Source organism: Pseudomonas sp. LF020 (assembly GCF_053456425.1).
This window is the reverse complement of the sequence record NZ_JBRFIX010000004.1, coordinates 202,370-219,787: the sequence shown is the minus strand read 5'-3', so window position 1 is coordinate 219,787 and position 17,418 is coordinate 202,370. Positions and strand designations below refer to the sequence as shown.

Genomic DNA, 17,418 nt, shown 5'->3' with positions numbered 1-17,418 from the left:
CATAACGAAGGCATAAACCCCGGAAGATGTAAGCTGTTTCTCTTCGAAAAAAATTGCCCCACGCATCAAAACCACGCACTTTTCTTGACCCCAATCACCCCCGCGTCATCAAAAATCCCGATCCTGTGTCAGCTTCCAGCCATCGGCGGGGACATCAATTCGCTACTAAACCCGCGACAACTATGCTCAGGTGCTGGAATATAGCCGGCATATGACGCCGGATCGGCAGTCTCGTAAACAACAATACCCAGCCCACTTCAGAGGGCATTACCCATGGATAGCAGAACCTTACGCAACCTCATGCGCATCGTGCAGACCGGCTCGTTGTCGGCCGCAGCCGAGCATTCGTGCCTGACTGTGCAGGCCCTGGCCGCGCAGTTGAACAAGGTCGAAGAGCAGTTCGGTTTCCGCTTGTTTCGACGTTCCAACAAAGGGCTGACGCTGACGCCGCAAGGCACGGAGCTGACGCCTTACATGGACAAAGTGCTGATTGCCACGCGACAGATGGAAGAAAAGGTCGAGGCGCTCAAGGTGCCGGGCCAGCGCACGTTGAAGGTCGCGTTGAACAACACGTTGTCGTCTGACTTCAACCGGCGAATGATCGGACGCCTGATCGAGGTGTTTCCCGATTACCAGATGGAATTCAGCTATGCCGAGTCGATGGAGAACCTCAGCAAGCTGAAGAATGAAGACTTTGATCTCGCAGTGCTGATCGGCCCGCAGCGTCCGGGTTTGCCAAGTATCGTCCTGCCGGATGTGCAGGTGCAGGTGGTCGGTGCCCATTGCGGGCAGGAAAACGATCCACTGACATTGCTGGGCAACAAGTTTCAGGTGCGTCCTGCGGAAGATTGTCCGTATTCCCACAGTTTCCTGCGTTTTCTCGACGCCGGACTGGGCAATCACGAGAACGGTCAACGCATGGTCTATTCCTGCAGCGAGACCCTGACGCTGTCGTTGATCACGCAGATGGACGCAGTGGGTATGGTTTCTCGTGAGGCCGCGCAAAAGAACGGCCTGACAATTTTCCCTGGATTCGAGGATTTCCTCGAAGTGCGTCTGGCGGTGAACAACCCGAACCTGTCGGGCCAAGCCCTGAACGACGTGGTCGATCTGCCGCTACATGAACGAGCCGAGCGCAATATACGCAGCCGTCCCAACCGCCACACTGAGAAAGAGGTTTTTGCTGAAATACGCACATAGCAACGTCGGAATGGCTGCATAAAATTCCGGGCGATCGAGCTGCAGGTGCTGATCCTTGATCAACAAGGGTGTCAGGCTGATCGCAGCGACGATCGCCACCGGCAGGTACTCCAGCGCCCGCGCAACGAATGGCGGCCAGTGCTCGGTGTTGACCTGCAGCGGCAGCGCGCGTGGCAGGAAGGTCACAGCCATCATCAGCGCAACCACCAGGATCAGGAACGTTTGGTCAGGCATACACCCACTCCGCAACCCACAAATGTGGCGATGAATACATTGAATGGCGATGTGCCAACCAGGCTCAGCGCGCCCATGCAGGCCACGGCTGCCGCAGCGGCGATGAGTTTGTTGCGGGTGTTGCACAGCGACACCAGCACGTAGAGCATCATCGCGGTCAGTGCGTAGTCGAGCTGATATTTGATCAGGTGCGACGCATATTGCGCGCAAACAGCGCCCAGCAATCCGCCCAGCACCCACGAGGTGTGGCAGAACAGGTTGAAGCCGATCAGGTAACGGATGTTGACCGGCGCGCCGGTGCCCAGTTTGACGCTGTGAAACGCGAAGGACTCGTCGGTCAGCCCACCAGCGTAAGCCCAGCGCTCCATGCGGCTCAGCCCCAATGCGCGCAGGGCCTTGGCCATGTACACCGACATCAGCATGTGCCGCGCATTGATCAGGAAGGTGGTCAGCACGATGGTGGTTAGCGAGGCGCCGCTGGAGATCAGCGCCAGTGCGGCGAATTGCGAAGCGCCGGCGTAGACGAACAAGCACATCGCCACCGGCAGCCACATCGGCAGCCCGGCGTTGACCGCCATCAGCCCGAACACGAACGACACCGTGAAATAACCGGCCACCACCGGGCTGGCTTCGGCAAACGTGCGCGATGGCTGATGGGCAGCCATCAGCGGCGCACTGCCGGACGTTTCATTCATAGATCCCTCTCAAATGTCCGCTCGCCGTGGGGTTCGCAAAAACCCTGGGCAGTCCAGAATCGCTTGCCCGCGAGGTTAGCATCGTCGACGAACAGAAACATCCGTAATACACCGACCCGCTTCATGTCGGACGACGCCGCTTCCACCAGCCGCTGACCGACGCCCTGGCTGCGATAGCGCGGGCTGACCGCCAAGTGGTTGATGGTGCCGCGGCTGCCTAGCATGCCGCCGAGCACCGCACCGACGATTTCGCCTTCGACGTCGAAGGCCAGATAGGCCGTGGTGGTCTTCTGGATCAATACACCGCGCAGGCATTTGGCGTCCTGCCACTCACAGAACGACACTTCGTCGAACTGCCGGAAGAAGCGCTCCATGCGCTGCGCGTCCTTGGCGGTGGCGCGTCGCAGCACCACCGGCGTCGAGCACTCGACGCCATCGATTGGGGTGATCTGATTAGCGAACAATGTCGAAAGCGGTCCCGGGCCGCGAGAAGGAAATCGCCAGAATCTGCCGGTACGCCATCGCATGAGTGTGCGTATTGCGGGCCGGGGTTACGTAGTGGCGCATATCGCGATCAAGGAAGTAGGTGGTGTCGAGAATTTCCTGGTAGGTGGTCGACGCCAATTGATGCTCGTGGATATCGTAAAGACGACTCTCCGCACCCTCGACATTATTGCGCCCCCAGAAGTGCACGCCGCTGAACGGATAACCGTCGCAGTGAATCCCTTCCGGAGTGATTTCCAGCTGCTTGCCGGGTTTGATCTCGATGCGGATCTGATGAATCTGGCATTGCCAGATTTCATCGTGCAATTCTTCCGGCAGCACGCTTTTGTACACTTCAAAATCGGTGTCGATCAGGCTGCGCATCACCGGCGAAGTGATCACTTCATCAGAGAAGTCCTGAAAGTGCCGCACAACACCGCCCACGTAGGCGTTGTTCTCTTTCGACTGCACGTACGCGCGATGCTCGAGTTGCTTCAATTCACGTGTTTTCGGGTTGTACTCAAAGTCGCTGTAACGACGGTAACGCATGCCGGCTTCGGCCTGACCGTAGTAACTGTCAGGCTCCATGTTTTCCCAACTTTTGGTCAGTCTGACGAAGTCGGCAAAATGACCGTAGAGATTGAAGTCACCACCCTGGACGTTGACATATTTGTCGCGCCGTAGCGATTCGCCCACTTCTCTGTTCAAAACGATCATTACCAAATTCTCCGCTGCGTTGAGCGGCCTAATCTATTAGGTGGAGAATTTGCGTCCATGAGAAAGAATTTCAGGCATTTAAAGCCCTGTTTGAAACGGTAGTTGAAGACGCGTTAAAACAACTTTTACATGACAAAAACACGGGTTTTTTACGGTTTTTGCACAAAAGACCTCGAAAAAAAACCCCGAGGTCAGTCGGGGTTTTCTCATGTTTCTTACACCGGATCGTTCATCAGAAGATGTTGATCGGGTAGTCCACGAATACCCGCAGCTCGTTGCCGCTGACGTTGTACTCGCTGGATTTCTGCGACACACGCAGGATCGAGCTGCGCAATTTCACGCTCAGATCTTTAGCCGGACCGCTTTGTACGACGTATTTGACCTGGTTGAAGATCTCGCGCTCGGTGCCGCCTTCGCTGGTGGATGTGGTGATGTTGTCGCCACGCACGTAAGCGAAGTTGTAGCTCAGACCCGGTACGCCAAATGCGCCGAAGTCCAGGCCGTAGCCCAACTGCCAGCTGCGCTCGTCTTCAGCGTTGAAGTCCGACCAGTAGGAGTTGGCCAGGTAGATAGTGTTGCCACCGTCACCGACACGACCTTGCTCTTTCTGATAGCCGCCGTAGGCGTAGCCCAGGTTGCTGTCGCCAGTGGAGCGCTGGTGCGCCACGGTGAAGGAGTGAGGGCCGGTGGCGAACGTCGCTGCCAGGCTCCAGATCTTGTTGTCATCGCCGGTAGCGCCACTTTCGCGGACGTAGGAGTCGTCCAGCTTGGTGCGGTAGCCGTTGAAGTCCAGGGTCAGGGACTGATCCTTGTCGATCGGGAACACGTAGTTGGCGTTCACGTATTGCTTCTTCAGCACGTCCTCGACGTCGGAAGCGTACAGCGCCGCCTTGAATCGTTCGGTGAACTGGTAGCTACCGCCCAACACGTTGATCGCCTTCAGACCACCGCTGTCACGGCCTTCAGCGCTTTTGCGCGACTCGGCGGTGAAACGACCGGCGTCCAGTTGCAAGCCTTTGATCTCTTTGGAAGTGATCAAGGTACCGGTATAGCTTTCCGGCAGCAGACGCGAATTGTCGTAGTTCAGCACCGGCAGCGCCGGCATCTGGTCACCGTAGGTCAGCACGGTGTTGGACAGACGGAATTTGACCGCAGCGCCGCCTTTGGACAGGTCGTTGGCCGGTTTGCCGCTGTCGCCACGTTTGAAGAAGTCGATGCCGCCGGCACCGCTGCGATCTTCGCTGCGTTCCAGGTTCAGGGCGTACAGACCGAAAGCATCGACACCGACACCGATGGTGCCTTGGGTGAAGCCGGACGAGAACGTACCGATGGCCGCCTGGCCCCACTCGGATTTGTCCGCGTTGCCGTCTTTGTAATCACGATTGATGTAGGCATTGCGCAGCAGCACTTTCAGACTGCTGTCTTCTACAAAACCCTTGGACTCGGCCTGGCCGTCAGCCATGGCCTGTGTAGCACTCAACATCCCCAGTGCGATCAGACTGATTCGCTTGTTCAACATTTTGTTTTCCTTATTACGGGTTGAAACGCGCTGTGTCGAACGGCTGAAACGGCGCTATTGCACTCTTTTTTCACCCCGAAACAAAAAGACCCGCCCATGACTGAGTCATGGCGGGCCTGCTCATTATTCTTGAGTCATGGCGGTTGGCCACAGGCGTTGGGCCGAATCGTAGCCGCGCCTTCAATAATGTGTCAATTTCAAGAATCGTCTTTAAATAGGTAAAAATCGTCTAAGAATCGTAAATTTTGCGATAGCGCATTGCTCGGAAATGCGCTCAGCCAGTGAATCCAGTGCGATTACGCGCAGCCGTCGAGACCGCATTGCACGGCGGATTGCCCCGGCTCAACCGCGACCACCGCTTGCCTCAACCAGGCGGCGAAAGCCTGCGGCTTGCCAAGCCATGGGCTGATGTCGATCAGCGTGAATTGCCCGTCCTGCTCCAGCGCCAATGTCGGGAAACCCTGGCCGCCCAGTTGCGCCAAGAGTGCGCGGCTGGCTTTCACATGCGCTGTCGTATCAACGGATTTGAACGCAACCGCAAAGGTGTTCTCGGCGTAGCCCAACTCACTGGCGAGTTCGAACAGTACGGACTCATCGGCAATCCGCCGTCCCTCAACGTAATGCGCCGTTTGCAAACGCCCAAGCAATTGCAGGCCACGGCCGTCGATGGACTCTGCCGCCATCACCGCTGCGATCGGCGGCGTCGAATCGAAAACCGCCGATTGATCACGCAGCAGACCTTCGAAATACGCCTCGCCAAAGGGTTGCCCGGTGTATTCGGCGATGCGCCGGTCGTGGGGCATGACGTAATCACGCAGTTGCGGCGAAACGCGCTGACGGCTCGCGCCGCTCATCATTCCGCCCCCATGCGCCGCGACCGGCAGCACTTGCTGCGCCGCTTGCACCAACGGTTTGGCGCCGTAGCACCAGCCGCACAATGGATCGTAGATGTAGTGAAGGATCATGGGAGAACTCCGGCAGGCAATCAGGAAAAATCGATGGCGGCAGACTATGCCTACGCGTGTTGGGGAAAAACGCCGGAATGGCTTTCAGACTGTTCCGAGAATCGGTCGAATGGATTACCTGATCAGGTTGTATCAAAATCGACATAAATTGAAACAATCTGACAGGGGAACTTCTCAGGAATAAATAACGGCAGCAAATGCAAAGCATTACCATTCGCGCGTTTGAATTTCCTTACCCTTTCGGATGCGCTTTTCCATGCCTGCCCCGTTCCGCCTCACGCCCGTCACCCTTGGATTGTCTGCCGTTCTGTCCAGCGGTTTTGCTTATTCCGCCACTGAACTGCCCGCCACGGCGATCAGCGCCGAAGAACAAGCCGAGGACCCGCGCGTCAAGATCAGCACCACTGCGACTCGCACTTCGACCCCGGTGCGTTACGTGCCGCAGGCCATCGACTCGATCAAGACCTCGAACGTCGCCGACTACGGCACCAATGACATCGGTGACGCCCTGAGCGGGATTCCCAACGTCAGCAGCAGCGCCGACACGCGCTTCGACAGTCTGCGCATCCGCGGCTTCGACGCCAGCAACGACTTCTATCTGGACGGCATTCGCGACGACAGCCAGTACAAGCGCGACCTGCACAACATCGAGCGGGTCGAAGTGCTCAAAGGTCCGGCGGCGGTACTTTATGGCCGAGGCAGCCAGGGCGGGATCGTCAACCGCGTGAGCAAGCTGCCCGAGTTCGGCCGTCGCTCGACCATCGAGGCCCAGGGCGGCAGCGAAGACCTGCGCAGCCTGTACGCCGACCTCAGCACCGACCCCAGCGAAAACCTCAGCCTGCGCCTGAACATGGGCAACATGGATGAAAACAGCTTTCGCGACGGCGTCAGCGGCAACCGGCAGTTGTTCGCGCCGTCGATGAGCTGGCAGCTTACTCCGGACCTGAACTGGCTGGTGCAATACGAATACAGTCGCTACAACCGCACGCCGGATCGCGGCATTCCGGGGGTGAATGGCCGTCCCGCAGACGTAGGTCGTGACACCACCTACGGCAACGATCACGATTTCATCGACGACAAGGCGCAATCCCTGCGCTCGAAATTCACCTACGAGATCAACGACGCCTGGCAACTGCGCCAGACCCTCGGCGTGTTCAAGCTCGACAGCGATTTCGACAACACCTATCTGACCGGCTTCGACCCGAAAACCAACAAGGTCGCGCGCCAGCACTGGCAGCAGGATCTGACCACCCGCAACGTCTACAACAACCTCGAACTGGAAGGCGGTTTCGATACCTTTGGCCTTGAGCATCGCCTGCTGACCGGCGTCGAGATCGGCAGCCAGCGCCGCGATCCGAAGTTGTACAACGCCGCCACCGGCAAGACGCCCGGCGCACAACCGGTGCCATCGCTCGACCTGTTCAACCCCAACCGCGAGCTGCGCCACACCGGCAGCATGCAAACGTTCAGCGACAGCCACACCGAAGTCGAAAGCCGCGCGGTCTACGTCCAGGATCAACTGCGCCTGAATGATCAATGGCAACTGCTGGCCGGCCTGCGCTACGACACCTTCGATATCGAGTCGACCAACAAGCTCAAGAACATCACTGAGGATCGCGACAGCCACAGCACCAGCCCGCGCTTCGGGATTGTCTGGACGCCGCTGCAGAACCATTCGTTCTACGCCTCCTGGTCCAAGACTTTCTCGCCAGTGGGTGGCGGCCTGATCGGCATCACTCCGGGCGCTGCCGGCAACACCAACGACTTGAGCCCGGAGCTGACCAAACAGAAAGAAATCGGCGTGAAAAGCGACTGGCTCGATGATCGCTTGAGCACCACGCTGGCGGTCTACGACCTGGAACTCTACAACCGTCGCACCAGCGATCCGAACGATCCGACCCTGACCGTCATGACCGGTCTTCAGCGCTCTCGGGGTGTCGAGCTGACCGCCACCGGCAAACTGGTCGGTAACTGGTACATGCGCGGTGGCGTCGGCGTGCAGGACACCACCATCGAGAAGGACAACAACGGTCTGGAAGGCAAACGCGTCAACAACGTGGCCAAACACAACGGCAGCCTGTTCCTGACCTGGAAACCGGAAATGGGCTGGTACGGCGAAACCGGTCTGACCTTGGTTGGCCAGCGTTACGCCGACAACGCCAACACCACCGTGCTGCCGGGTTATGGCCGCTGGGATGCGCTGCTCGGCTACCGCTTCAAGGACTGGGACTTGCGCGCGGCACTGAACAACATCACCGACCGCGAGTATTACGCCTCGGCCACCAGCCAGTATCAGATCCAGCCAGGCGCACCGCGCAGCGTGGTGATGACCGGCACCTATAGTTTTTAAAAGCAGGATCAAAAGATCGCAGCCTTCGGCAGCTCCTACAGAGAAACACACCACCCCATGTAGGAGCTGCCGAAGGCTGCGATCTTTTCGCTTTTCCATAAAAAAGCGCCGCCATCCCGGCAGCGCTTTCAGCAATCCCTGTTGTTCTTCTTATCCTTCCATTACAGCCCATAACGCTTCCAGTTCGGCCTCGCTGAACAGGCCAGCGGGGTAGCGCTCGATCATCATCCGGCGCGGATCAGGTTCCCTGATCTGACGCGTTCCGTTGGATTTCAAAAAGTGCGCGACAATCTGGAGCGATTCACCGTTTACGACCATGGGATGCATATTCCGCTCGCTGACTACGTTCACTTCGGCGTTCATTTCAGCGCTCTCTCCCCGTTCGTGAGCGGCTAAGTTATCCAAGGTATGTGACAGAACTGTTGAAGTTCCCCCCTCTCCCTAGTGCGCTGTGACCGATACAAGAGCTATGCCAAGGTTTCCGATTTGTCGACAAGCGGATACAAACAAGCCCGCGGTCCAACAGGGCCGCGGGCTTGTTTGAATGTGTAGCAAGCTAATTGTTGCCCGGCCGATTTATGAATCAACTCAAGCTGTTACGTCTCAACTCACTCTTTGTGCGGGGCTGGCTGTTGTTGGGTAAGGCAGTGGATATTGCCGCCGCCCAGTAACAGTTCACGGCCCGGCACCATCACCACTTCGTGCCGCGGGAACAGCTTCTGCAGGATCTCCCGCGCAGGCGCGTCCATTGGATCGTCGAAGCTCGGCGCGATGATGCCGCCGTTGACGATCAGGAAGTTCACGTAGGAGCCGGCCAGGCGCACGGACGGGTTGCGCTCCTGCGTACCGTCCACCGGATCGACACCGGCGCACTCTTCTTCGGTCGCATACAGCGGCCCCGGGATCGGCATCTTGTGCACCGTGAACGGGCGACCCTTGGCGTCGGTGCTGCTTTGCAGCACTTTCATCGCGGCCTGGCAGCGCGGATAGTTCGGGTCCTGCGGATCGTCGGTCCACGCCAGCAGCACTTCGCCCGGACGCACGTAGCAGCAGAAGTTATCCACATGGCCGTCGGTCTCGTCGTTGAACAGGCCATCCGGCAGCCAGATGATCTTGTCCACAGACAGATTGTCGCGCAGCACCGCTTCGATCTCTTCGCGGCCCAGATGTGGATTGCGGTTGTGATTGAGCAGGCACTCTTCAGTAGTGATCAGCGTGCCTTCGCCGTCGACGTGAATCGAACCGCCTTCAAGCACAAAACCTTCGGTGCGATAACGCGGGCTGCGCTCGATTTCGAGGATCTTGCCGCCGACCTGCGAATCACGGTTCCACGGCGAATACAGACCGCCTTCGAAACCGCCCCAAGAGTTGAAGTCCCAGTTCACACCGCGCACTTCGCCACTGTTGTTGATGACGAACGTCGGCCCGGTGTCACGCACCCAGGCGTCATCGCTGGACATCTCGACCACACGGATATTCGGCACATCGAGGCGTGCACGGGCGTTTTCGTACTGGCCGGCCGAAACGGCAACGGTCACCGGTTCGAAACGGGCGATGGCCTTGGCCACTGCAACGTGCGCGGCCTGCGCCGGCTTGCCACCCAGGCGCCAGTTGTCCGGACGCTCAGGCCAGATCATCCAGGTCTGGGTCTGCGGCGCCCACTCGGCCGGCATGTAGAAGCCATCGTCACGCGGGGTACTTTTCAAAGTGGTCATCGGCACAGGACTCCTGGGGAACCGTCGAAGGGTTGCAAAGCAATGGCGACTTTATAACCGATAAATATCGGCATTAAAAGCTGACAACCAACCGAACATCTAAAATCTCACAACAATTATCGATATAAATCTGAATCCCTGTAGGAGCTGCCGCAGGCTGCGATCTTTTGATCTGGCTTTTCAAAGGCAAAAGTCAAAAGATCGTAGCCTGCGGCAGCTCCTACAGGGGTCTGGTTTAGAGGCCTTCTTTGAGCACTCGATCCAGCATGTCGACAAAGAAGTCCACACTGCGCCGCGAGGTAACCATCGGCGGTTTGATCTTGAGAATGTTCAGGTCATCTCCGGTCGGCTGCATGAAGATCCCCAGCTCGCGCAGGCGATCGCACAACAACGTGGTCTCCTCGGTGGCCGGCTCCAGGGTTTCGCGATTGCGGATCAACTCCACGCCCAGATAAAACCCGGAACCGTGCACCGCACCCACCAGCGGATGTTTATCGATCAAGGCTTCCAGCCGCGCCTTGAAATGCCCGCCAACCACTTGGGCGTTTTCCCAGAGTTTTTCTTCTTCCATCACATCCAGCACCGCCATGCCGATCTGGCAACTCACCGGGCTGCCGCCAGCGGATGAGAAGAAGTAGCCTTCGGCCTCCAGCGCTTCGGCGATTTCCCGACGCGTAATGACGGCGCCGAGCGGCTGACCGTTGCCCATGCCCTTGGCCATGCAGATGATGTCCGGTACCACGCCCTGCTCTTCGAAACCCCAGAAAAAATGGCCCATGCGTCCGTAACCGACCTGTACTTCATCGGCGATGCACACCCCGCCTTGGGCACGTACCAACGCATACACCTGCTTCAGGTAATTGGGCGGCAGGGCAATACCGCCGGCATTGCCATACACCGGTTCGCAGATGAATCCGGCCAGTTGGCGCTCCTGCGCGGCGATATGCGCCAGTTGCGCCTCGACGCTGCGCACATAATCCGCCGCAGAATCGAGGCCACGGAATTCACCGCGATAGATGTTCGGCGCGGTCACCGGGTGCACCCAGTCCGGGCGGCTTTCCAGCGCACGCGGGTTGTCGGCAATCGAGGTCGACACCGCATCGGCGCCGACCGTCCAGCCGTGATAGGCCTCCAGCACGCTGAGCATGTCGCGCCCGCCGCTGTAGGCCCACGCCAGACGGATCGCCAGATCGTTGGCCTCGCTGCCACTGTTGACCAGAAACACCCGGTCCATGCCTTCCGGCGCCAGTTTCAGCAGGCGCTCGGAAAACTCCGCCACGGCTGCATAGTTGAATCGCGAGTTGGTGTTGAGCAGCGACCACTGTCGCGCCGCCACTTGGGCCATACGCGGATGACCATGGCCGAGCACCGCGACGTTGTTGAGCATGTCGAGGTAGGAGCGGCCCTGCATGTCGATCAGGTGATTGCGCCAACCGCGCTCGATGCGCGGCGGGTCGACGTAATAGTGTTTTTGCGTGCGGGCGAAACTGGCGTCGCGCCGCTCAAGCAAGGTTTTCGCGTCCAGCTCCGGTTCGGCATCGCAGGCCAGCCCGAGCAGCGCTGCCGGCGACGGGCACAACGCCTGCCACGCAGCCGCGCGCGAAGGGCTGCAGAACAACGGCGCATCCAGCGATGCAACGCGGCTCAACTGCACCTTCAACGGACCGTCGACCGAACCCAGCACCTGACCTTTGACCAACGCCGCGCCACTGTGCAACGAGGCGTTCACGCCCCACAGACGCACGCTGAGCTGTGGTCCGTCGAGTTGCAGCACACCATCCGCCGCGTGATGCAGCACACCGGCAAACGGCGCTTCCACGACCGTGCCTCGTGGCACACGCAGTTCAACGTGCAGCGGGAAGGTCTCCGGTTCGACCGCGCTGTCCACTCGCGTTTGCGACAAGCGGTATTGCCCGTAACGACTGGCCGCCAGGCCATGCGCGGCGGCGGCTTCAGTCAGCAACTGCTGATCGATGCCCGCCTGCTCCCAGTTGCCCGCCTCGAAATGCGGACTCAGAACGCCAAGATCGATCAGCGCGAATTCACGCCCGACCAGTTCCGGTAGCAGCGGCGCGAACCCTTCACTGCCAATGGCCGGCAGTTGCTGGCCGACCGCCGTGAGGATCGCCGCTTCCATCAGCGCCAATGGCACCGAAGTCGCCACGTGGAAAATTTCCCACTCGTGACCAAGATTGTCGCGGCTGTAGGTGTTGCCCGGGTCGATGCTGACCTGCTGCTCGCCACTGAGTACCAGCACCGCCGCCCGCGCCACGATCAACGGCCACAGTGCCTGCAACTCTTCGTGCTGAAGCGGATTGACCGCGTGATAGGCCTGCACCGCCGGCAGAATCACGAACGGATCACCACCGGCATGGTGCAGCAGCGCCGCGCAGGTCACCGACAGATCGGTGATACGCCAAGTGCGCACCAAGTCACCGAAGTCGATCACGCCCTGCAATTGCCAATGACGCTTGGCATCGCGTTGCCAGACAGCGTTATCGTCGGTGATGTCCATGTGGATCGCTTGCACCGGGAGCTTGTCCTGCAACGGTTGCAAGCGGCGTTCGGCCTGTTCGGCCGCATCAGCGATCAGTGCGCGCTGGCGTTCATCCTTGATCACCGGCAGCAGGTGGTTGATCAGCGCACTGGCGTGGCGCGCGTCCCATTGCAGCGCGCGCTCAAGACCCGGATGGTCGAAGCCGGCCAGCGCCAGATCCATCTCGCCACATAACTGACCGAATCTGGCCACCACGTCATGCCCCAAATGCTCAAGCTGGGTCAGCGACTGACCTTCGATGTACTCCAGCAGCCGCACGTGCACCGGCTCGCCGTTGGCGTGCAGCGATAACAGGTCCTCGCCGTTATTGGCCGGGATCACCTTGGGTACGTGTATCGATGAATGCTCGGCAAGGTATTTGAGGCCTGCATGCTGGGCCTGCAGTTCCACCAGCGCGTAATCGCCACGGCAGATTTTCAGGACAAAGCGCCCACGCTCGCTGTCTACCCGGTAATTGAGGTCCTGCTGACTGCCCAGCGCCTGCAACGTGCCGCTGAGGCCGTAATGCTCCGCCAGCCACTGCCGGGCCAGTGCCTCAGAGACCTGCGGGCAGGGCAAACTGGCGCGATGAATCAACGTGGCGAACGGCATGGAACGACCCCTGAAATTTTGTCAGGCGCCTATATCGCCATTGCACCGATGGTTGTGCAACCCCCTGACTGCCGTTATTCGAGCGCTCGCATCCATCAGCGCTTTGCGCAAGAATGTCGGCCACTCACATCTATCCGGAAAAAACTCATGAATGTAATCACCACCGATCTGCCCGGTGTTCTGATCATCGAACCCAAGGTATTTGGTGACGAGCGCGGTTTCTTCTACGAGAGTTTCAACGCCAAGGCCTTTCAGGAAGCGACCGGCCTCGATACGCAATTCGTCCAGGACAACCATTCGCGCTCGCAGAAAGGCGTGCTGCGCGGCCTGCATTACCAGCTGCAAAATACCCAGGGCAAACTGGTTCGGGTGACCGCCGGCGAAGTGCTTGATGTAGCCGTGGACATCCGTCGCAGCTCGCCGCACTTCGGCAAGTGGGTTGCTGTACGCCTGTCGGCCGAGAACCACCGTCAACTGTGGGTTCCGGAAGGCTTTGCCCATGGTTTCGTGGTGCTGAGCGAGTTCGCCGAATTCCTCTACAAGACCACCAACTACTACGATCCATCGTCCGAGCGCAGCATTCGCTGGGACGACCCTGCCTTGGGCATCGACTGGCAACTGGACGAAGCGCCGAAACTGTCGGCCAAGGATCAGGCCGGTGCGCTGCTCAAGGACGCTGACGTCTTCGCCTGAGCCTAGGCATAATGCGCCTGTTCACTCAGGCGCATCCGGCTCATGAAACCATCTCTACCCCGCAGACCCCGCTGGCGCAGCCTCGCCCTGCTGGCGCTGTGCCTGGCACCGCTGCTGTGGCCGCTGGAGCATCTGGCCGAGCGCTATTACCGCAGTGAGCTGGCCGGGCAAAACCGCCAGACCCTCGATCTTTACGTCGCCAACCTGCTGGGCACCCTGCACCGTTATGAAGTATTGCCGCAGATCCTCGGCGACCTGCCGGCCCTGCGCGCCGTGCTCGGGGCACCAGACGACGGCGTCACCCAAGGCAACGCCAACCGCCTGCTGAAAAACATCGCCGCACAGACCGGCGCCGAAGTCATGTACCTGATGGACACCAGCGGCCAGACTCTCGCGGCGTCAAACTGGGACAAACATGACAGTTTCGTCGGGCGCAATTTCGCTTTCCGTCCGTATTTCAGCGAAGCCATGGCCGGGCGTCTGGGCCGCTTCTTCGGCCTCGGCACTACTTCGGCCAAACGCGGTTATTTCTTCGCCGCGGCAGTGCGCAACGGCGAAAAAATCATCGGCGTGCTGGTGATCAAAGTCGACCTCGATCACACCGAAAGCCTGTGGGGCAAAACCCCGGAACAACTGCTGGTGACCGACCACAACGGCGTGGTGATTCTCACCTCGCGCCCGGAATGGCGCTTTCGTTCGACCCGCATTTTGAGCGACACCGAGCGCTCGGCGATCACCGCCATCCTGCCTTATCCGACCCGCGAGCCACGTCCGCTGAACCTCAGCGACAGCGCCTGGCTGACCCAAACCGTCGATATCGCCGAAACCGGCTGGAGCGTCAGTATTCTTGCCCCGCGCACGCTGATCGACCGTCCGGTGCGCACCGTGGTGGCGATCGGCGGCGCCACACTGTTGGTGGTGATGTTGTTGCTGGGGCTGATGATGCAGCGCCGTCGGCATTACCTGGAACGCATCGCCTTCGAGGCCAAGGCCCGTCGTGAACTGGAAGGTCGGGTGGCCGAGCGGACCAGCGATCTGGAAGGCCTCAACCGCCGCCTCAAGCAGGAAGTGCTGGAGCGCGAACAGGCGCAGCAGGAACTGGTGCGCGCCCAGGACGATCTGGTCCAGGCCGGCAAACTCTCGGCGCTGGGTACGATGTCGGCGAGCATCAGCCATGAACTCAACCAGCCGCTGGCGGCGATTCGCAGTTACGCGGAAAACGCCGAGGTGCTGCTCGATCATCAACGCACCGACGATGCTCGCGGCAACCTCAAACTGATCAGCGAACTGACCGGGCGCATGGCCTCGATCATTGCCCACCTGCGTGCCTTCGCCCGCCGCGACCGCCATGCCCCGGAAAGCGTCGCCCTGCAACCGGCGCTGGACGATGCGCTGGCGTTGCTGGCCAAACGGCGCCGCAGTATGGAAGTCGAGCTGATCCGCGACCTGCCCGCCGCCACGCTGTGGGTCGAGGCCGGGGAAACCCGTCTGCGTCAGGTGCTCGGCAACCTGCTGGCCAACGCCCTCGATGCGCTGACCGAAAAAGGCCCGCCGCGCAAACTGTGGCTGAGTGCCGAATCCACGGCCGAGGGCGTCAATCTGTACATTCGCGACAACGGCCCGGGCTTTTGCATGGAAGCCCTCGGCCGCGCCAGCGAGCCCTTCTACACCACCAAGACTCGTACTCAGGGCCTTGGCCTGGGGCTGGCGATCTGTGAAACCCTGATGCGCGCCTTCGGTGGTGAACTGTCGTTCGCCAACCACAAGCAAGGTGGCGCCTTGATCACCCTGCGGCTGCGCGCCGGCGCGCCCGGGGTCAGCCTGCAACCGTCCGAGGATCGAAGTGCATGACCATCGACAATCGCATTCAGGTGGTGTTGATCGACGACGATCCGCACCTGCGTCAGGCCCTCGGCCAGACTCTGGATCTGGCCGGGCTGAAAATCCTCCCGCTGTCCGAAGCCAAAGGTCTGGCCGGGCAACTGGAGCGTGACTGGCCCGGCGTGGTGGTCAGCGACATCCGCATGCCGGGCATGGACGGCCTCGAGCTGTTGAGCGAATTGCACGCTCAGGACCCGGAGCTGCCGGTGCTGCTGATCACCGGCCACGGCGACGTGCCGCTGGCGGTGCAGGCGATGCGTGCCGGCGCGTATGACTTTCTGGAGAAACCGTTCGCCAGTGATGCGCTGCTCGACAGCGTGCGCCGCGCCCTGGCCCTGCGCCGGCTGGTGCTGGACAACCGCAGCCTGCGCCTGGCCCTGAGCGATCGCAACGAACTGAGCGCACGCCTGGTCGGCCACTCGGCGCCGATGCTGCGCCTGCGCGAGCAGATCGGCGCGCTGGCGGCGACCAAAGCCGACGTGCTGATCCTCGGTGAAACCGGCGCCGGTAAAGAGGTCGTGGCCCGCGCGCTGCACGATTTGTCGAGCCGGCGCAACGGCCCGTTCGTGGCGATCAACGCCGGGGCGCTGGCCGAATCGGTGGTCGAAAGCGAGCTGTTCGGGCATGAGCCGGGCGCGTTCACCGGCGCGCAGAAACGCCGGATCGGCAAGTTCGAGTTCGCCAACGGCGGCACGCTGTTCCTCGACGAAATCGAAAGCATGAGCATGGACGTGCAGGTGAAACTGCTGCGCATGCTGCAAGAGCGTGTGGTCGAACGTCTGGGTGGCAATCAGTTGATCCCGCTGGACATCCGCGTTATCGCCGCGACCAAGGAAGACTTGCGTCAGGCCGCCGATCAAGGGCGCTTCCGCGCCGACTTGTATTACCGCCTGAACGTCGCACCACTGCGCATTCCGCCACTGCGCGAACGCGGCGAGGACGCGCTGGTGCTGTTCCAGCACTACGCCGATGAAGCCAGCGCCCGCCACGGTCTGCCGCCTCACGAACTGCAACCGGCGCAACGTGCATTGCTGCTGCGCCACACCTGGCCGGGCAATGTGCGCGAACTGCAGAACGCTGCCGAGCGTTTCGCCCTCGGTCTGGAACTGGCGCTGGATAACAGTGGAAGCGAAAGCGGCGGCACCAGCGTGGAAGTCATCAGTGGCGGCCTCAGCGAGCAAGTGGAAAACTTCGAGAAGTCGTTGATTGCCGCTGAGCTGGCGCGCTCGCACAGTTCGGTGCGCAGCCTCGCCGAAGCCCTGGGTATTCCACGCAAGACCCTGCACGACAAACTGCGCAAGCACGGCTTGAATTTCGCAGATAGTAACGCCCATGGAGACGAAGCCGAATGAGCCGCGACAGTCACTATCTGGAATCGGTGCTGCATCACGACATTCCCCTGACCCGCGAGATGGGCCTCAAGGTCCTCGCCTGGCACGAACAACAGTTAAGCCTGCACTTGCCGCTGGAGCCGAACGTCAATCACAAAAGCACCATGTTCGGCGGCAGTCTCTACTGCGGCGCGGTGCTGGCGGGTTGGGGCTGGCTGCATCTGCGCCTGAAGGAAGAAGGCATCGAAGACGGGCACATCGTGATTCAGGAAGGCCAGATCAGCTATCCGCTGCCCGTGACCGGTGATGCCACGGCGATTTGCCCGGCACCGGAAGTGGCTGTCTGGAAGAAGTTTCTGGCGATGTATCACCGCTACGGGCGGGCGCGATTGACGCTCAACACGCGGATCGTCAATGCCGGAAGTGATGAGGATGCGGTGACGTTCAGCGGCCAGTACGTTCTGCACCGCTGAAGCAAAAGATCGCA

15 protein-coding genes are annotated in these 17,418 nt (G+C 60.2%); 6 read left to right on the top strand and 9 right to left on the bottom strand.

Going from position 1 to position 17,418, the window contains the following annotated elements; genetic code table 11:
• The first annotated feature begins 273 nt into the window (after positions 1-273).
• Positions 274-1,200 (top strand): LysR family transcriptional regulator, encoded by a 927-nt coding sequence (locus ACU680_RS11540; RefSeq protein ID WP_448179504.1) that lies wholly within the window; start codon positions 274-276, stop codon positions 1,198-1,200.
• Here ACU680_RS11540 and ACU680_RS11535 read toward each other — a convergent pair.
• The 6 genes from ACU680_RS11535 to ACU680_RS11510 all read right to left on the bottom strand — a co-directional run bounded on the left by ACU680_RS11535 (position 1,117) and on the right by ACU680_RS11510 (position 5,813).
• On the bottom strand, positions 1,117-1,434 hold the full coding sequence (locus ACU680_RS11535; protein WP_003220702.1) for an AzlD domain-containing protein: 318 nt from the start codon (positions 1,432-1,434) through the stop codon (positions 1,117-1,119). The genes ACU680_RS11540 and ACU680_RS11535 overlap by 84 nt on opposite strands.
• The gene (locus ACU680_RS11530; RefSeq protein WP_003220701.1) at positions 1,413-2,129 is read right to left on the bottom strand and encodes an AzlC family ABC transporter permease; all 717 of its coding nucleotides are present in this window, start codon (positions 2,127-2,129) and stop codon (positions 1,413-1,415) included. Before ACU680_RS11530 ends, ACU680_RS11535 begins: the two co-directional genes overlap by 22 nt.
• On the bottom strand, positions 2,126-2,503 hold the full coding sequence (locus tag ACU680_RS11525) for a GNAT family N-acetyltransferase (RefSeq protein ID WP_003220700.1): 378 nt from the start codon (positions 2,501-2,503) through the stop codon (positions 2,126-2,128). The genes ACU680_RS11530 and ACU680_RS11525 overlap by 4 nt, the downstream gene beginning before the upstream one ends.
• Before the next feature lie 79 nt (positions 2,504-2,582).
• Positions 2,583-3,329, bottom strand: a complete 747-nt coding sequence (locus ACU680_RS11520; protein WP_007961854.1) for a 2OG-Fe dioxygenase family protein — start codon at positions 3,327-3,329, stop codon at positions 2,583-2,585.
• A 232-nt stretch (positions 3,330-3,561) separates the two neighbouring features.
• Positions 3,562-4,848: an OprD family porin gene (locus tag ACU680_RS11515; protein ID WP_108590810.1), complete on the bottom strand. Its 1,287-nt coding sequence runs from the start codon at positions 4,846-4,848 to the stop codon at positions 3,562-3,564.
• A 296-nt stretch (positions 4,849-5,144) separates the two neighbouring features.
• Positions 5,145-5,813: a DsbA family protein gene (locus tag ACU680_RS11510; RefSeq protein ID WP_367082539.1), complete on the bottom strand. Its 669-nt coding sequence runs from the start codon at positions 5,811-5,813 to the stop codon at positions 5,145-5,147.
• A gap of 256 nt (positions 5,814-6,069) precedes the next feature.
• Between ACU680_RS11510 and ACU680_RS11505 the strand changes: the two genes are divergently transcribed.
• Positions 6,070-8,163, top strand: a complete 2,094-nt coding sequence (locus ACU680_RS11505) for a TonB-dependent receptor (RefSeq protein ID WP_448179503.1) — start codon at positions 6,070-6,072, stop codon at positions 8,161-8,163.
• 150 nt (positions 8,164-8,313) lie between these two features.
• On the opposite strand, the gene ACU680_RS11500 is transcribed toward ACU680_RS11505, so the two are convergent.
• From ACU680_RS11500 to ACU680_RS11490, 3 genes are all read right to left on the bottom strand, one after another.
• The gene (locus ACU680_RS11500) at positions 8,314-8,526 is read right to left on the bottom strand and encodes a hypothetical protein (protein WP_448179502.1); all 213 of its coding nucleotides are present in this window, start codon (positions 8,524-8,526) and stop codon (positions 8,314-8,316) included.
• A gap of 245 nt (positions 8,527-8,771) precedes the next feature.
• Positions 8,772-9,878: an agmatine deiminase gene (gene aguA, locus ACU680_RS11495; RefSeq protein WP_448179501.1), complete on the bottom strand. Its 1,107-nt coding sequence runs from the start codon at positions 9,876-9,878 to the stop codon at positions 8,772-8,774.
• A 235-nt stretch (positions 9,879-10,113) separates the two neighbouring features.
• The gene (locus ACU680_RS11490) at positions 10,114-13,026 is read right to left on the bottom strand and encodes an aminotransferase (protein WP_448179500.1); all 2,913 of its coding nucleotides are present in this window, start codon (positions 13,024-13,026) and stop codon (positions 10,114-10,116) included.
• Between the two features lie 147 nt (positions 13,027-13,173).
• Between ACU680_RS11490 and rfbC the strand changes: the two genes are divergently transcribed.
• The 4 genes from rfbC to ACU680_RS11470 are packed head-to-tail and all read left to right on the top strand — an operon-like array spanning position 13,174 to position 17,404.
• On the top strand, positions 13,174-13,719 hold the full coding sequence (gene rfbC, locus ACU680_RS11485) for a dTDP-4-dehydrorhamnose 3,5-epimerase (RefSeq protein WP_007961846.1): 546 nt from the start codon (positions 13,174-13,176) through the stop codon (positions 13,717-13,719).
• Positions 13,720-13,761: 42 nt separating this feature from the next.
• Complete coding sequence (locus ACU680_RS11480) at positions 13,762-15,570, top strand: sensor histidine kinase (RefSeq protein ID WP_330206730.1); 1,809 nt, start codon at positions 13,762-13,764, stop codon at positions 15,568-15,570.
• Positions 15,567-16,952: a sigma-54-dependent transcriptional regulator gene (locus tag ACU680_RS11475; protein ID WP_103368290.1), complete on the top strand. Its 1,386-nt coding sequence runs from the start codon at positions 15,567-15,569 to the stop codon at positions 16,950-16,952. The genes ACU680_RS11480 and ACU680_RS11475 overlap by 4 nt, the downstream gene beginning before the upstream one ends.
• Positions 16,949-17,404, top strand: a complete 456-nt coding sequence (locus tag ACU680_RS11470) for a YiiD C-terminal domain-containing protein (protein WP_448179499.1) — start codon at positions 16,949-16,951, stop codon at positions 17,402-17,404. The genes ACU680_RS11475 and ACU680_RS11470 overlap by 4 nt, the downstream gene beginning before the upstream one ends.
• Positions 17,405-17,418 lie beyond the last annotated feature (14 nt).

What these genes read in the sequence shown, in the direction of transcription:
- ACU680_RS11530 (WP_003220701.1), bottom strand. Translation starts at nt 2,129, where the DNA reads ATGAATGAAACGTCCGGCAGTGCGCCGCTGATGGCTGCCCATCAGCCA.
- ACU680_RS11505 (WP_448179503.1), top strand. Translation starts at nt 6,070, where the DNA reads ATGCCTGCCCCGTTCCGCCTCACGCCCGTCACCCTTGGATTGTCTGCC.
- ACU680_RS11480 (WP_330206730.1), top strand. Translation starts at nt 13,762, where the DNA reads ATGAAACCATCTCTACCCCGCAGACCCCGCTGGCGCAGCCTCGCCCTG.
- ACU680_RS11535 (WP_003220702.1), bottom strand. Translation starts at nt 1,434, where the DNA reads ATGCCTGACCAAACGTTCCTGATCCTGGTGGTTGCGCTGATGATGGCT.
- ACU680_RS11525 (WP_003220700.1), bottom strand. Translation starts at nt 2,503, where the DNA reads ATGGAGCGCTTCTTCCGGCAGTTCGACGAAGTGTCGTTCTGTGAGTGG.
- ACU680_RS11475 (WP_103368290.1), top strand. Translation starts at nt 15,567, where the DNA reads ATGACCATCGACAATCGCATTCAGGTGGTGTTGATCGACGACGATCCG.
- rfbC (WP_007961846.1), top strand. Translation starts at nt 13,174, where the DNA reads ATGAATGTAATCACCACCGATCTGCCCGGTGTTCTGATCATCGAACCC.
- aguA (WP_448179501.1), bottom strand. Translation starts at nt 9,878, where the DNA reads ATGACCACTTTGAAAAGTACCCCGCGTGACGATGGCTTCTACATGCCG.
- ACU680_RS11520 (WP_007961854.1), bottom strand. Translation starts at nt 3,329, where the DNA reads ATGATCGTTTTGAACAGAGAAGTGGGCGAATCGCTACGGCGCGACAAA.
- ACU680_RS11490 (WP_448179500.1), bottom strand. Translation starts at nt 13,026, where the DNA reads ATGCCGTTCGCCACGTTGATTCATCGCGCCAGTTTGCCCTGCCCGCAG.
- ACU680_RS11510 (WP_367082539.1), bottom strand. Translation starts at nt 5,813, where the DNA reads ATGATCCTTCACTACATCTACGATCCATTGTGCGGCTGGTGCTACGGC.
- ACU680_RS11540 (WP_448179504.1), top strand. Translation starts at nt 274, where the DNA reads ATGGATAGCAGAACCTTACGCAACCTCATGCGCATCGTGCAGACCGGC.
- ACU680_RS11500 (WP_448179502.1), bottom strand. Translation starts at nt 8,526, where the DNA reads ATGAACGCCGAAGTGAACGTAGTCAGCGAGCGGAATATGCATCCCATG.
- ACU680_RS11470 (WP_448179499.1), top strand. Translation starts at nt 16,949, where the DNA reads ATGAGCCGCGACAGTCACTATCTGGAATCGGTGCTGCATCACGACATT.
- ACU680_RS11515 (WP_108590810.1), bottom strand. Translation starts at nt 4,848, where the DNA reads ATGTTGAACAAGCGAATCAGTCTGATCGCACTGGGGATGTTGAGTGCT.